The following is a 14,723-nucleotide window of genomic DNA, read 5'->3' on the forward strand; positions in this document are numbered from 1 at the left end:
CTGTGCCCACACGTTTCATCCCTGAAGGCTTAAATCTACCGGAAATAAATGCGTGATGACTCATTATGGATGCGAAAGGACCGGAAAATTCGCTTTCGCGGCGTCCGGGGGTAAAGAGATAGAGATGAAGATCCCACGTTCCTGGATCGTTGCGGGGCTGCTGCTGACAGGTCCGGCGGCGCACGCGCAACTGCTGCCCTCCCCCGGCGGAGCGTTGGGGCAGGTCGGAAGCATCCTCGACGATGCTGACCGAGCGCTGGAGCGAACGGAACTGGATCGGCTAGCCCCCGGCCGCCTGGCCGAACGCCTGGCGGCGGCGAGGGCAGCGCGGATCGGTGATCTGTTGCGGCGGCATGGCGACAGTGTGGAACTGGACGACAGGAAAGAACCGGCGCGGCGTGGCGTCATCCTTCTGACGAGCGCGAAACAGGCGAGCATCGAAGCGCTGCGTAGCGCTGGCTATACGGTGGAAAGCGATGCTGTTGAGGGGATCGACCTGCCGATCGCGCGCATCACGGTTCCGTCGGGCCGCAGCCTCGCCCGCGCGTTGAAGCAGGTGCGCTCGATCGCGCCCGAAGCGGAGGCGAGCGCGGACAATCTCTATTTCCCCGGCGGCGTGGCGCCCAAAGCGGCAGGGGCGGCATTGGCGGGAACTGGCCCCGTCCGGTCGCGAGCGGCGGGGATGATCGATGGGGGCGTTGCCCTTCACCCATCACTGACCGGCGCGGTCGAGCAGCGTGGCTTTGCGCGCGGTGCACCTCGGGTCAGTGCGCATGGGACGGCGGTCGCGTCGCTGATCAGTGGATCAGGGACTATCCGAGGCGCGGCGCCGGGGACACCGCTGCTGGTGGCGGACGTCTATGGTGACGATCCGGCGGGCGGCAGCGCCTTTGCTATCGTCCGCGCGCTGGGGTGGATGGCGGCGCGAGGGATCAAGGTCGTGACGGTAAGCCTGGTTGGACCGGACAATCCTCTGCTGGCGGGAGCGATCCGGCTGGCGCGGGATAAGGGCGTGATGGTGGTCGCAGCGGTCGGCAATGACGGCCCGGCCGCGCCACCCGCCTATCCCGCATCCTATCCTGGCGTTGTCGCCGTGACCGGAATAGATGGCCGCGGCCGTTTGCTGCCTGAAGCGGGGCGCGCACGGCATGTCGATTTCGCGGCACCCGGTGCGGATATGAACGCTGCCCACACCGATGGCGGCAAGGGCCGCGTGCGCGGCACGTCCTTCGCAGCGCCGCTGGTTGCGGGGCGTTTGTTCGCAAACGGCAGCCTCAACGGGCTGATCGCGGAAGCCAGGCCGGGAGGCGGCAAGGCACTCGGACATGGGATCGTCTGCGGCAATTGCAGAAATATAGATTGAATATCAGTATCTTGTAAAAAACATTCTTGCGTCAGGGATGAAGTCGTATCGCCATCCCGTTGTCCTTGCATCGGATCGAAAACGAACAAGGAGACGATCGATGAAGAAGACACTCATTCTTGCCACTGCCTGCCTCGCAGCCCTGACCGCAGTTCCTGCATCCGCCCAGCTTCTGGGTGGCGGCGGCGGCCTTGGCGGTGGCCTGGGCGGCACTCTGGGCGGCGTGGGCGGATCGCTGGGCGGCACGTTGAACGGTTCGGGCGGTATCGGCCTCGACCGCGCTGTCGATCTGGAGAATGGCCATGTTTCGGCGAAAGGCTCTGGTTCGGGCCGGGCCGATGGTGCCGCGGGCGGATCGTTGAGCCACAAGGGCAAGAGCCATGGCGCGAACGCTTCGGGTTCCGCGAGTGGATCGGCAAGCGGCGGCCTGACGGCAGATACGCTCGGCACCAACGATGTCGCCAATGCGGTTGGCGGCGTAAGGGACAGTGCCAGCCAGACGGCAGGAGCAGCGCGAGACCGTGCGATCACCGCTGGCGCAGCAGCGCAGGGACAGGCCAGTGCTACCGCGCAGGCAGCACGCAACCGGGCAAGTGGCGCGGCGAACGGCGCTGGATCGGCGGCCGGTAACGCAGCGGGCGCTGCGCAGTCTGGCGCGGCCAATTCGGCGGGCAGCACCAGCAACGCCCTCAACGGTGGCGCTGCGCTTAGTGCCACGGGTCAACTCACAGGAAGTGGACAGGCTTCCGGGTCCAGTGGAAGCACGTCGTCCAGTCAGGCGGACAATTGACCCCACGGGGCGGATTCCCCCACTTCGGGCTTTGAGCCCGCCTCTCTTCCGCCCCTCCGCCTGACAAGACAGGGCCGGTGACCCCAAAAGGTCACCGGCCCTTTGCATGTCGGCTTAAGCGATCAGCGCGCAGAGGGACCAACGACAAAGGCCGGTAATCCTTTCGGATCACCGGCCTTTTTGTAACATTGCGAGGTTGCGGGTCAGGCGACCTTGGTCGCCACCTCTTCTGCTTCATCAGGATCGCGCAGCACATAACCACGACCCCAGACGGTTTCGATATAATTGTCGCCACTGCAAGCCAAAGCGAGTTTCTTGCGCAGCTTGCAGATGAAGACGTCGATGATCTTCAGTTCAGGCTCGTCCATGCCGCCATAGAGATGGTTAAGGAACATCTCCTTGGTCAGCGTCGTGCCCTTGCGGAGCGAAAGCAGCTCCAGCATCGCATATTCCTTGCCGGTCAGATGGACGCGGTTGCCATCCACTTCGACCGTCTTGGCGTCCAGGTTCACGGCCAGCTTGCCCGTGCGGATGACCGACTGCGAGTGTCCCTTCGACCGGCGCACAACGGCGTGGATGCGGGCGATCAGCTCTTCGCGGTGGAACGGCTTGGTCACATAATCATCGGCGCCAAAGCCGAAGGAACGGACCTTACTGTCCATTTCCGCAATGCCGGAAAGGATGAGCACCGGCGTCTGCACCTTGGCGGCGCGGAGCTTCTTCAGCACGTCATAGCCGTGCATGTCCGGCAGGTTCAAATCCAGACAGATGATGTCGTAGTCATACAGCTTACCAAGGTCGAGACCTTCCTCGCCCAAGTCCGTCGTGTAGACATTGAAGCCTTCGGTCGTGAGCATAAGCTCGATCGCCTTGGCCGTTGTCGGTTCATCTTCTATTAGCAGAACGCGCATATTGAAGCCCCTGTCCTTGCAGATCCCGTCAACCCCTAAGAACGGCGTCTGCTCCAATTCATTAACCAAAAAACTTCTGAAGGACAAAGGTTAATTTTTCGCTAACCCGCAGAAATGCGCGAGTCGCGGGAATTTGAATCTGTTTGCAAAGATTTATTGTCGAAGTGATTCATTTTGAGTCAAGATAGATTCACCTGCGCAACGAAGCTTCAGCAACCGTGGTTGCGAGCGATGAAGTCGAGCAGCGCTTCCACCCGCGCAGGCCGCAATCGCGAGGGCGGCGTGACCAGATGCAAGCCAAGTGGCGGCGGCCTCCAGTCGATAAGGACCTCTTCCAGTTCACTTGAAGCGAGCGCTTCGCCCACTATGAAATCGGGCAGCCGAGCAACGCCTATGCCTCCCCGCAGCGCAGGCAGCATCGCGTCACCGCTGTTGACGGTGAGGCGCGCCCTTACCTGTATCACGACATTCTGCCGCCCCGGCCCCGAGAAGCGCCACACGTCAGGCGTCGGCGCATTGGCATAGCAAAGACAGTCATGGGCACCGAGGTCGGACGGATGTTTGGGCCTGCCCCGCTCCTCCAAATAGGCGGGAGAAGCGATGACATGCATCTTGACGTCACCCAACCGCCTCGCGCGGAGCGAGCTATCGGGCATGTCGGCAATGCGGAGGGTGGCGTCGAGCCCCATCTCGATCATGTCTATCCGCGCATCGGACAGGTGAAGATTGATATCGACGGCGGGATGAAGCTTGGCAAACTCAGCGACCAGCGGCGCGATGCGGAGCAATCCGAACGTCATCGGCGCCCCCAGCCGAATGGTTCCGGACAGTTCGTCCGTATCCTGGCGGGCGGCTTCCTCCGCCGCCTGCCCTTCCTCGAAAATCCGGGCTGCATGACTGGCAAGGCGCTTTCCGCTTTCCGTGAGGGCCAGGCGGCGACTGGTGCGGTTGAACAGGCTGGTCTCAAGATGCTGCTCAAGGCGTGTGACCGCCTTTGAAACCGTGGCTTTCGAAACGCTGAGCGCCTTGGCGGCGTCGGTGAAGCTGCGATGTTCCACAACGGCGGCGAACATCGCCCATGCTTCAAGGTCGGGAAGACGCATAAAGGAAACAATCCGTTTCAATGCTGTTGGTTTAAGAAACGATCCTGATCGTTAAATCAGTCGGAAGCAAGCGGGAACGCTTTTCCGCCGCAACGAAAGGCACAAATATGATCACCGCCGCAGGAAACCGCATCGAGCGTCGCCCCTTCGAGACGCTGGGTCATGCCGACCATGGCTGGCTCAACGCTCGCCATCATTTCTCCTTCGCCAACTATCATGACTCCGATCGCATGGGTTGGGGCGCTATCCGCGTATGGAATGACGATGAGATCGCGGCAAACACCGGATTTCCTCCTCATCCCCACCGCGACATGGAAATCGTCACCTATGTCCGCAAGGGCGCGATCACACATCAGGACAGCCTGGGCAACAAGGGCCGCACCGAGGCAGGCGACGTACAGGTGATGAGCGCAGGCACCGGCATCCGCCACTCCGAATATAATCTGGAGGATGAGACGAGCACGCTGTTCCAGATCTGGATCATACCGAAGGATCAGGGCGGCGCACCGAGCTGGGGCGCCAAGCCCTTTCCCAGGGGCGATCGTGCCGGACGCTTGGTCGTGCTGGCCAGCGGCTATGCGGAGGATGAGGAGGCGCTACGCATCCGCGCCGATGCCCGCCTACTGGGTGGGACGGTGAAGGCTGGCACCAGCGTGACCTATGAAAGCGCGGAGGGACGGCACCTGTATCTCGTGCCCGCCACGGGGCGGATCGAGATCGACGGCCAAACCTTTGAAGCGCGAGACGGGGCCGCGATCCTGGGCGGACAGCCGATCACGATCACCGCGATCGAGGATAGCGAAATCGTCCTCGTCGATAGCGAATAGGCTCGCGCAGCCTATCGGCCGCTCGCTCACCTTGCCCCCCTAAGGGGGCGAGCGGTCGCATTATTCAAGAAACCTTTTCCCGATCAATGCATTACCAAGACTGGAGACGCTTCATGGCTAAGGTGCTGGTTCTCTATTATTCGTCCTACGGCCACATCGAAACGATGGCGAAGGCCGTCGCGGAGGGCGCGACCGCCGCTGGCGCTCAGGTCGATATCAAGCGGGTTCCTGAAACCGCGCCCTTGGAGGTCGCCCGGAATGCGGGCTTCAAGCTGGATCAGGATGCGCCGATTGGCACCGTAGCGGAACTTGCCGACTATGATGCAATCATCATCGGCACCGGCACCCGCTTCGGACGCATGTCGAGCCAGATGGCGGCTTTCCTTGATCAGGCAGGCGGCCTTTGGGCGCGCGGCGCGCTTAACGGAAAAGTTGGTGGCGCCTTCACATCTACTGCCAGCCAGCATGGTGGGCAGGAAACGACGCTGTTTTCCATCATCACCAACCTGCTGCATTTCGGCATGGTGATCGTGGGGCTGGACTATGGTCACACCGGGCAGATGGGCGTCGATAAAGTGCGCGGCGGTGCGCCCTATGGCGCCACGACTATCGCGCATAGCGATGGCAGCCGTCAGCCTGATGAGGATGAACTGGAAGGCGCCCGGTATCAGGGGCGGCGGATCGCGGAGACCGCGATCAAGCTGCACGGGTAGAAATTTGGCTGCCCCCTCCCCCTCTCGGTGCAGCGGTTGAGCCTTGGGTCGCAAGGCACAACGATCGGGGCTGGTGCATAGGATGGGTGCACCGGCCCTTTTTTTTCAGAGGAACAAGCGACCGCCAACCGGGCTGGCGCGCAAAAGATAATAGACGGCGATGGGCAGCAACAGCGCATGGAGCAGCAACCAGGGCTTGTCCAAATGCGGTGAGAGATAGTGGATCACCGCGACATGCAGGTACATGATGACGAGCGAGGCTCTGCCCACCGCCGCCAACCATCCGCCAAAAGGCGCGACATGGACCGAAATGCGGAAGATCAGCAGAGACGTCGCGACCGCTGAACCCACCGACAGGATCGGCCACCCGTAATCCGCGGCCTTCATGTTAAGCGTGGGGAAAAGACCGGATAGCCCCGCCAGAGCCAGCGCACCCAAGGGGAGCCACATCCAATGCCTCCACGGCACCTGCTGCCATACGGCTCCGATCCATAGCAGCACAAGGGCCATGGGGACGGTCAGCAACCCCAGCACGGACGTCTGGGTCGCCTCCCCTGCTACATAAGCTACAACAGAGACAGGTATGATCGCGATAAACCAGCGCCGGTCGAGAGGATCGGGCCAACGGGACAGCAGGGCGTTGAACAGGATGCGCGCGGCCATCAGGCAGGGCACGAACCAGAATATGGTATAGGGACCGCGCAGCCATGATCCGCCAAGAAGGATCGGCAATATATCGTCCGGCCATTGGTTGAATATGGGCCGTTGCCCCTTCATGGGCTCGATGATCTGATCCGCGATGATCAGCAATGCGAGGAAGGCCGCATAGGGGCGCATCTGCGACGCCAGTTGACGCAGGGCGAACCCTTTGGGGGGTTGCGGACGGGAAAGCAGGCCCGACAGCAGGAAGAATAGCGGCATGTGAAAGCTGTAGAGTGCATCGCGGAGGGGGCCGCTTTTCCACACATGTCCGGCCACCACGGCGATGATGCCAATGCCGCGCGCTACATCGATCCATTCCAGCCGCCCGCCACCCTGCACCCATTCCGATGGCGTCGACTTGTGCTGGACCTCGTTCCCCCTGTTCTCCATGGCTTCCACGCCCTATAGGACAGCGCGCGCCCGTCAATCTTTCCAACTGCTCCGGAATCACTCCTTGTCCCTATTGCATGACCGAGTTCTCTTCATCGATGGCGAAGCCATCATCCTCGACAAGCCCGCTGGCTTGCCAGTCGATGCCCCGCGCGACGGTTCGCTGAGCCTGGAGAACCACCTTTCGTCACTGACCTTCGGCTTTCAGCGCTGGCCCCTGCCGGTGCATCGGCTGGATCGGGACACCAGCGGTTGCCTGCTGCTCGCGCGCAATCCCAAGGCGCACAAGCGCTATGCCGCCGAGTTTGAGGCAGGAACGGTCAGCAAGCGCTATGTCGCAGTCGTTGACGGTGTGCCGGAAACCGAAAGCGGCACGATCGAACTGTCGCTGAAGAAAGTCAGCAGCGCGGCCAAGGGCTGGCGCATCATTGCGGCAAAGGAAGGAAAGTCTGCCGTGACCGAATGGCGAAAGCTGGCGGTGAAGGACGGCCGCTCGCTGATGGTCTTCACACCGCGCACCGGACGAACCCATCAGATTCGCGCTCATACATTATATGGCCTGGGCTTCGGCATCGCTGGCGACCCGGTCTATGGCACCGGCGAGGGACCAATGCTGCTACACAGCCGTTTCCTTAGCATCCCGCGCGGGAGCAAGGCTCCGGCAGAGGCGACAGCTCCTCTGCCCGCCACCTTTGCGGCAGCGGGCTTCGGGCCAGAGTATCTGGATGATGCCGGACTTTGACATTCCGGAAGATGCGCTGGAGGAGCGCTTCATCACCGCCGGTGGTCCCGGCGGGCAGAATGTCAACAAGGTCGCCACTGCGGTCCAGTTGAGGGTGGCTCTCTATCGGTTGGGATTGCCGGTCCATGCCTTCCGAAAAATAAAGGAACTGGCGGGGTCTCGCCTGACTTCCGGTGGAGAGATCGTAATCCAGGCGTCCCGCTTCCGCACGCAGGAGGCCAATCGCCAGGATGCCCGCGACAGGCTGGCCGAGATGATAGCCGAGGCTTACAAACGCGATCCCCGGCGCATCGCCACAAAGCCGGGCGAGGCAGCAAAGGCACGCCGGGTGGACGCCAAGAAGGCGCGCAGTTCGGTGAAGCAGGGGCGTGGCAAAGTGCGGATGGATTGAGGACTGCCAATGTTTAATTTCAAGGCACCAGCGCATAGCGACAAGTCCGCACTCTATGCGGACCTCCTGTCGGCCGTCGATGCAGTGACGAATGGCGAGCCCGATGCCGTCGCCAACATGGCCAATGTCGCGGCGCTGATTTGGCAATTTCTTCCGGACCTTAACTGGGCAGGCTTCTATCGCATGGTAGAGGGTGAACTGGTGCTCGGCCCGTTTCAGGGGAAGCCAGCCTGCATCCGCATTCCTCTGCGCCGGGGCGTCTGCGGTACGGCGGCGGCCACGGGAGAGACGCAGCTGGTCGAGGATGTCCACGCTTTCCCCGGGCACATCGCCTGCGATGCCGCCAGCGCGTCGGAGATCGTTGTGCCGGTGAAGGTCGATGGCCGCGTCGTCGCGGTGCTTGATCTCGATAGCCCAGTCCCGGCGCGTTTCGATATCGCCGACCAGAATGGGCTTGAAATGCTGATCGAACGGATCGGCGCTCGGCTCGCTTAACCACGCTGCTCCGTTTCGGGACAGGCGGGGCGTTCCCCCCGCGTGGATCGTGGCGGATCATCATGCTAAACCAGACGTTAACGTCACGGCCATGCCCAAGGCAGCCATGAACAACGGGGAGTTTTGCATGCGGATCTGGAGCATCATGCTGGCGGGCACGGGCCTTGCCCTCGGCCTCGCTACACCGGCTTTAGCGGGTGATGCCGCCGGGACTGGCGCGACGCTCCCTGTTTTGGGCAAAAGCTTTTCCGGTATGCGGCCGGTTCATGCCGGAATACACCGCGCAACGATGGTCCACCGCTGGCGACCCCGCGTTCAGGGTCGCTGGTTTGCGGGCTGGTATGCGCCGGGCGGTTGGGGCGGTTACCGGCGGCCGGTCATGGGCTATGTCCTGCCATCCTATTGGGTGAGCCCCACCTATCGGATCGGCAATTATGGACGCTACGGCCTGCCTGTACCCGCCGATGGCTATGGTTGGTCCCGCTATTATGACGACGCCGTGATGGTCGATCGGCACGGCCGCGTCCGGGATCATCGCAGCGACGTCGATTGGGATGCGCGCGATCATGAACCGGATCGGCCCGGCGTCCCCTATGACGATGATGTGACCGCGCATGATGGACCTACACCCCCGCCCCATGAATATGAAGGGCGCTGGACCGGCACGTGGCGCGACGAAAACGGCCGCACGGTGAGCGGCGAATATGAGGGCCGTTTCGAAGGCGAGGCGCGCAGTAACTATGGCGTGGATTATGACGCTCCGCCCTATGGCGCACCACCGCCCATCGTCCGGCATGATGGCCCCGGCGCCCCGGTGGTGACGACGACACAGGCTCCCGGCTACATCGCGGGCGGCTATTATTATCCGGGTGCCACGACAACGACAGTGGTCATCACGCCGACGGTCACCACCACCAGCTATGTGACCGAAACAACGACGCGCCGCCATGGCGTCAAACGCAGGTGCAACTGCAAATAGGATCAGCAGTTTAGCCTGTCTGAATACCCGGTGGGCAAGGACAGGAGAGACGGCATGATCCATCATGTGTCGGTTGGGACAAACGACGTCGAACGCGCGCGGGCGTTTTACGACCCGCTGATGGCACTGCTAAGCTATCGCAACTTACGCGATTATCCGCATTCGCTGGATTATGGCGTGACGGATGTGGCGTTCAGCGTCGAAACACCAGTAAATGGGGGCCGGGCGTCGTCTGGCAACGGCGTTCATATCTGTTTCGAAGCGGCCGATCGCGAAGCCGTCCGCGCGTTTCACCGGCTGGCGCTGGAGCTTGGCGGCACCGATGAAGGCGCGCCGGGCGTTCGCCCCAATTACGACGCCCATTATTATGGGGCATTCGTGCGCGATCCGGATGGAAACAAGATCGAGGCCGTGACCTTCGCCGCGAAATAAACGGATGCAGCCTTGTGGCGGTCGAGGCCGAGGGCCTATTTCCGGAAGATACCCGCCAGTTCAATCGGCAACGGCGGTTCGTCGCGGGGCAGCACACCCCGAATGGCCTGCACCTGCTCCTGCGGGTCGAAACGAACCCAACCGCTGCGGCTCAGCTTTTCCAGCGGGCGGTAGCGGACCTTATATTGCATCCGCTGCGACCCTTCGACCCAATAGCCGAGATACACATAGGGCAGACCGGCCTTAGCCGCGCGCAGGATGTGATCCATTATGATGAAGTTGCCCAGGCCCTTGCGATGCTCCAGCTCTGTATCGAAGAAGCTGTAGATCATCGACAGGCCATCGCCCTGCCGGTCGGTCAGGCATGCGCCGATCAGCTTGCCGGGGCGGCCATTTTTACCAGGCTCGCGATATTCGACGACATGGCTTTCGACCGGGGTCTGCTCGACCATGTCGGCGAAATCCATCTCGTCCATCTCGGTCATGCCGCCGCCCGGATGACGCGCCTTGAGATAGCGCTGGAGCAGTTCGAATTGCTCCTCGGTGGACCATGGCTTGCATGCCGTGACGATCAAGTCGCTGTTGCGGCGGATGAGCTTGCGCTGTGTCGCGTTGGCCGTGAACTCTCCTGCCACCACGCGAACCGACACGCAGGCGGAGCAGTCGGCGCAACTCGGCCGGTACGCGACATTCTGGCTGCGGCGAAAACCAATGCGGCCAAGCGCATCGTTAAGTTCCGACGCATTGTCGCCGTTAAGTTCGGTAAAGACCTTCCGCTCGCTCCGGCCCGGAATATAGGGGCAGGGGCTGGGGTTCGTCACAAAGAAGCGCGGAAAACGAAATGGTGCGCTCACCCCACGGTCTCCGTCAAAACGCTGCGCGAAACTTGAGTCATGGACAGACTATGACGCCCGCAGCCTTCCGTGAAAAGGTCATTTACCACGAAAAAAATGCGTACTCCCTGCGCCGGGAGGCCGATCAGGCAACCTCGATCGGCGCGACCTCATATCCTGCGGCGCGCAGGGCCGTGATCAGCCGATCGAGATGCTCCCCATCGCGGGTTTCGCATTCGACGTCGAGGCTAAGGCCCTTGGCAGGAAGATTGGTGAAGATGCGCTGATGCGACAGCTCCAAAATGTTGACCGCTTCCTGATCGAAGATACGGGCGACATGGAACAGCGCGCCGGGGCGGTCTTGCAAAATGATACGCAGGCGCGCCAAACGACCCGACCGCGCAAGATCACGCAGCAACACGTTCGCCAGCAGGCGCGTGTCGATATTGCCGCCCGTCAGGACCAGGCCGACATTGCGGCCCGCGAACAATCCCTTGTGCATCAACAACGCAGCAAGCCCGGCCGCGCCTGCGCCCTCGACCACCGTCTTTTCGATCTGGAGCAGCAGGCTCAACGCCTCCTCCAGATGCCGTTCATCGACCAGCAGGATGTCGTCGGCCAGACGCTCGACAAAGCGGCGCGTCAGCTCACCCGGCTCCTTCACCGCGATGCCTTCGGCCAGCGTATCGCCGTCGCAGGGAAGGTTCGCCTGCTTGATATGGCTGTACATCGACGGATAGAGTTCCGCCTGCACGCCATAGATGCGGATGTCGGGCTTCATCGCCTTGGCCGCAGTGGCCATGCCGGAAAACAGGCCGCCGCCGCCGATCGGTATGACCAGCGTGTCGATCTCGGGCGCGTCCTCCAGCATTTCAAGCGCGACAGTGCCCTGCCCGGCCATGATGTCGGGTTCATCGAACGGGTGAACGAAGGTCAGACCATTTTCCTTGGCCAGTTGGCGCGCATAGGTGCTGGCGTCGTCAAACTTCTCGCCATGCAACACGACCGTCGCGCCATGCCCTTGCGTCTGTGTCACCTTCACCGTCGGCGTGGTCACGGGCATGACGATCGTCACGGGCACGCCCAGACGGCGGCCGTGATAGGCAAGCCCCTGCGCGTGATTGCCAGCGGAAGCGGCGATCACGCCCTTTTCCTTCGACGCCGCGTCCAGCTGAAGCAGGCGATTGAGCGCGCCGCGTTCCTTGTAGGCAGCGGTAAACTGGAGATTTTCGAACTTCAGGTAAACCTTGCAGCCGAGCATGTCGGACAAGGTCTGGCTGATCAGCGTCGGCGTATGCACGACCGCGCCCGAAATCCGCACGCGCGCCGCCAATATGTCATCGACGGTAACGGGCAGCGGCATCGCGCTTTCGATCTTGCTCAACGTGTTCATGCGCTCGCCCCTAGCGGAAATTTACCTCGGAAGGAACTGGCCCTTGGCGAAATCTCGTCCTATGGCAAAAGGCCACGCGGCTAACTGTACGAGGCATATGGCTAATATCGCGTTTATCGGTCTGGGCGTCATGGGCGGCCCGATCGCCGGGCATCTGGCGAAGGCCGGACACGAACTGACCGTCTACAACCGCTCGATCGGAAAGGCGAAGAAGTGGGCCGAGGCCTATGGCGGCGCCGTGGCTGTCACCCCGGCCAAGGCGGCGGAAGATGCCGAAATCGTCATCAGCTGCGTTGGCACCGACGATGACCTTTCGCAGGTCACCGTTGGCAAGGAAGGCGCGTTCCGGACAATGAAGCCGGGCAGCCTGTTCATCGACCATACGACCGTATCGGCACGGATCGCGCGGCAACTGTTCGTCGAAGGGGAAAGCCGGGGGCTTCACTGCGTCGATGCGCCCGTATCGGGTGGTCAGGCGGGCGCGGAAAATGGGCGCCTGTCCATCATGTGCGGCGGCACGGAACCGGCGGTCGAGGCCGCGAGGATCGTCATGCAGAGCTATGCCGCGCGGATCGTGCATGTCGGCGGTGCGGGAGCCGGGCAAACGACCAAGATGGTGAACCAGATTTGCATCGCGGGCGTTCTGCAAGGGCTTTCCGAAGCGCTACGCTTTGCGCAAGCTGCCGAACTGGATTTGGACAAGGTGTTCGAAGCCGTGTCCGGCGGCGCCGCGCAAAGCTGGCAGATGGATAACCGCTGGAAGACTATGGCACAGGACAGTTTCGATTTTGGCTTCGCAGTTGATTGGATGCGCAAGGACCTTGGCCTTGCCCTCGAAGAGGCGCGTGCCAATGGTGCAACCCTCCCCGTGACCGCACTGATCGATCAATTCTATGCCGATGTGCAGGCGATGGGCGGAAGCCGACAGGATACGAGCGCGCTGGTGAGGCGGATCACCAAGGCATGAAGCGCGCCCTTTTGGCGGCCATCACCGCACTCGCCCTGCCCTTTCCCGCTTTGGCATCGGGGGTCATCGACAATGTGAATGGCATCGCGGTCGACGCCAATGGACGCACCGTGCGGTTTCGCGCACTGCTGATCGACGACGAGGGCAAGGTCGAAAGACTGCTGCCCGGACGCTATGAAGCGCCACCCCGCAAGAAGAAGCTGAAAAAAGGCGAGAGCTGGCCGAAGGGTCTGGACTTCCAACTGGACGGCGGGGGCAAGACATTGATCCCCGGTCTCATAGACGCGCATGGCCATGTCATGGCGTCGGGCCTGACGCAGATCACACTCGACCTGTCAGGCACGCGCTCGCTGGCTGACGCGCAGGGCAAGATACGGGAATATTTCGCCGCCAATCCCGGACGGAAATGGATCATCGGCCGGGGGTGGAATGCCGAGCTTTGGGGGCTTAATCGGGCGCCCACCGCTGCCGATCTCGACATTGCCTCCGCCGATGTCCCAATATGGCTGGAAAGCGCGGATGGTCAGGCGGGCTGGGCCAATGCAGCGGCAATGAAAGCCGCCAACATCAGCGCCACAAGCAAGGCGCCTGCCGGTGGCCGGATCGAGATGACCGGGGGCAAGCCATCCGGCGTGTTCGTCGGCAAGGCGATGGACATGATCCAGCGGGTTGTCCCCCCTCCCGCCCCCAAGGACCGGGACATCGCGCTGGAAAAGGCGCAACAATTGTTGCTGGCGAACGGCGTCACCGGCATTGCCGACATGGGCACCACGATCGAGGATTGGCAGGCATTTCGGCGCTCGGCCGATCGAGGCGCGCTGCGCGTGCGGATCATCTCCTATGCGCAGGGCCTCGACAATATGGTGCTGATTGCAGGCCCTGAGCCGACACCGTGGCTCTATGATGACCGGCTGCGCATGGGTGGCCTGAAACTGGCGCTGGACGGATCCAGCGCATCTCGTGGAGCGTGGATCAAGGCCGATTATGCCGATGCGCCGGGTCAGCGTGGATATTCGCTGATCCCATCGACGCAGCTGCGCAACATGATGAGCCGCGCGGCGATGGACAATTTCCAAATCGCCGTCGATGCCTCCGGAGACGCGGCCAACAGCGAACTGCTGGATGCGATCACGGAACTGAGCCAAACCTACAAGGGCGACAGGCGCTGGCGCATCGAAAAGGCAGAGATTGTTGATCCGGCGGACCTTCCCCGCTTCGGACAAAATGGCGTCATAGCGTCTATGCAGCCCGCGCTTCAGGCCGCAAACTGGCGCATGGCGGTTGCGCGCATGGGCGAGAACCGGCTGAGGGGCGGTTATGCGTGGAAAGCGATGCTCGACAATCGCGCGCCATTGGCGTTCGGCTCCGGCGCGCCTGTGACAAATCCGAACCCCTTTGTCGGCATGGCCGTCGCCATGAGCCGCGAGGATGCGGCCGGCGAACCGGCGGGCGGATGGATGCCCCAGCAGCGAGTGAGCTTTGAGGCAGCGCTTGACGGCTACACGCGGCAGGCGGCCTTCGCAGGTTTCGCGGATAAGCGCTTCGGCAGCCTGATCCCCGGACAGAGGGCGGATTTCGTCCTCATCGACCGGGACATTTCCATCGCTCGGCCCGCCGACATACGGGCGACGCAGGTTCTGGAAACATGGATCGGCGGCAAGCGGGTCTTCATGAAGGGCACCAAGCCCTAGA

16 protein-coding genes are annotated in these 14,723 nt (G+C 62.3%); 11 read left to right on the plus strand and 5 right to left on the minus strand.

Features of this window, described 5'->3' with window-relative positions:
* Positions 1-55: 55 nt before the first annotated feature.
* Both ACZ5YV_RS05550 and ACZ5YV_RS05555 read left to right on the plus strand, forming a co-directional pair.
* Complete coding sequence (locus tag ACZ5YV_RS05550; RefSeq protein ID WP_464788922.1) at positions 56-1,363, plus strand: S8 family serine peptidase; 1,308 nt, start codon at positions 56-58, stop codon at positions 1,361-1,363.
* 100 nt (positions 1,364-1,463) lie between these two features.
* Positions 1,464-2,153, plus strand: a complete 690-nt coding sequence (locus ACZ5YV_RS05555; RefSeq protein ID WP_464788923.1) for a hypothetical protein — start codon at positions 1,464-1,466, stop codon at positions 2,151-2,153.
* A gap of 203 nt (positions 2,154-2,356) precedes the next feature.
* On the opposite strand, the gene ctrA is transcribed toward ACZ5YV_RS05555, so the two are convergent.
* Together ctrA and ACZ5YV_RS05565 are read right to left on the minus strand one after the other, a co-directional pair.
* Positions 2,357-3,064 carry a response regulator transcription factor CtrA gene (ctrA, locus tag ACZ5YV_RS05560; RefSeq protein WP_196226306.1) on the minus strand — a complete coding sequence of 236 codons (708 nt, stop codon included), beginning with the start codon at positions 3,062-3,064 and terminating at the stop codon, positions 2,357-2,359.
* A 209-nt stretch (positions 3,065-3,273) separates the two neighbouring features.
* The gene (locus ACZ5YV_RS05565) at positions 3,274-4,167 is read right to left on the minus strand and encodes a LysR family transcriptional regulator (RefSeq protein ID WP_464788924.1); all 894 of its coding nucleotides are present in this window, start codon (positions 4,165-4,167) and stop codon (positions 3,274-3,276) included.
* A 107-nt stretch (positions 4,168-4,274) separates the two neighbouring features.
* Here ACZ5YV_RS05565 and ACZ5YV_RS05570 point away from each other — a divergent pair, with 107 nt between their 5' ends.
* Together ACZ5YV_RS05570 and wrbA are read left to right on the plus strand one after the other, a co-directional pair.
* Positions 4,275-4,994 carry a pirin family protein gene (locus ACZ5YV_RS05570; protein WP_464788925.1) on the plus strand — a complete coding sequence of 240 codons (720 nt, stop codon included), beginning with the start codon at positions 4,275-4,277 and terminating at the stop codon, positions 4,992-4,994.
* 113 nt (positions 4,995-5,107) lie between these two features.
* Entirely contained in the window at positions 5,108-5,707 is a 600-nt protein-coding gene (gene wrbA / locus ACZ5YV_RS05575; RefSeq protein ID WP_464788926.1) for an NAD(P)H:quinone oxidoreductase, read from the plus strand.
* A 105-nt stretch (positions 5,708-5,812) separates the two neighbouring features.
* On the opposite strand, the gene ACZ5YV_RS05580 is transcribed toward wrbA, so the two are convergent.
* Complete coding sequence (locus ACZ5YV_RS05580) at positions 5,813-6,799, minus strand: acyltransferase family protein (protein ID WP_464788927.1); 987 nt, start codon at positions 6,797-6,799, stop codon at positions 5,813-5,815.
* 64 nt (positions 6,800-6,863) lie between these two features.
* Here ACZ5YV_RS05580 and ACZ5YV_RS05585 point away from each other — a divergent pair, with 64 nt between their 5' ends.
* The 5 genes from ACZ5YV_RS05585 to ACZ5YV_RS05605 all read left to right on the plus strand — a co-directional run bounded on the left by ACZ5YV_RS05585 (position 6,864) and on the right by ACZ5YV_RS05605 (position 9,838).
* The gene (locus tag ACZ5YV_RS05585) at positions 6,864-7,541 is read left to right on the plus strand and encodes an RluA family pseudouridine synthase (RefSeq protein WP_464788928.1); all 678 of its coding nucleotides are present in this window, start codon (positions 6,864-6,866) and stop codon (positions 7,539-7,541) included.
* Positions 7,528-7,932 (plus strand): alternative ribosome rescue aminoacyl-tRNA hydrolase ArfB, encoded by a 405-nt coding sequence (arfB, locus tag ACZ5YV_RS05590; RefSeq protein ID WP_464789155.1) that lies wholly within the window; start codon positions 7,528-7,530, stop codon positions 7,930-7,932. Before ACZ5YV_RS05585 ends, arfB begins: the two co-directional genes overlap by 14 nt.
* 9 nt (positions 7,933-7,941) lie before the next feature.
* Positions 7,942-8,427, plus strand: coding sequence for a GAF domain-containing protein (locus ACZ5YV_RS05595; protein ID WP_464788929.1), 486 nt, complete (start codon positions 7,942-7,944; stop codon positions 8,425-8,427).
* A gap of 127 nt (positions 8,428-8,554) precedes the next feature.
* A complete protein-coding gene (locus tag ACZ5YV_RS05600) occupies positions 8,555-9,406 on the plus strand; it encodes an RcnB family protein (protein ID WP_464788930.1) in 852 nt (283 codons plus the stop codon).
* Positions 9,407-9,460: 54 nt separating this feature from the next.
* A complete protein-coding gene (locus ACZ5YV_RS05605) occupies positions 9,461-9,838 on the plus strand; it encodes a VOC family protein (protein ID WP_464788931.1) in 378 nt (125 codons plus the stop codon).
* 35 nt (positions 9,839-9,873) lie between these two features.
* Here the strand turns inward: ACZ5YV_RS05605 and ACZ5YV_RS05610 are convergent, their stop codons facing one another.
* Together ACZ5YV_RS05610 and ACZ5YV_RS05615 are read right to left on the minus strand one after the other, a co-directional pair.
* Positions 9,874-10,692, minus strand: coding sequence for an arginyltransferase (locus tag ACZ5YV_RS05610; RefSeq protein ID WP_464788932.1), 819 nt, complete (start codon positions 10,690-10,692; stop codon positions 9,874-9,876).
* A 124-nt stretch (positions 10,693-10,816) separates the two neighbouring features.
* Positions 10,817-12,064 (minus strand): threonine ammonia-lyase, encoded by a 1,248-nt coding sequence (locus ACZ5YV_RS05615; protein ID WP_464788933.1) that lies wholly within the window; start codon positions 12,062-12,064, stop codon positions 10,817-10,819.
* 97 nt (positions 12,065-12,161) lie between these two features.
* Between ACZ5YV_RS05615 and ACZ5YV_RS05620 the strand changes: the two genes are divergently transcribed.
* On the plus strand, positions 12,162-13,031 hold the full coding sequence (locus ACZ5YV_RS05620) for an NAD(P)-dependent oxidoreductase (protein WP_464788934.1): 870 nt from the start codon (positions 12,162-12,164) through the stop codon (positions 13,029-13,031).
* On the plus strand, positions 13,028-14,722 hold the full coding sequence (locus ACZ5YV_RS05625; protein WP_464788935.1) for an amidohydrolase: 1,695 nt from the start codon (positions 13,028-13,030) through the stop codon (positions 14,720-14,722). Before ACZ5YV_RS05620 ends, ACZ5YV_RS05625 begins: the two co-directional genes overlap by 4 nt.
* Position 14,723 lies beyond the last annotated feature (1 nt).

It is taken from the genome of Sphingobium sp. TomTYG46 (assembly GCF_055396345.1).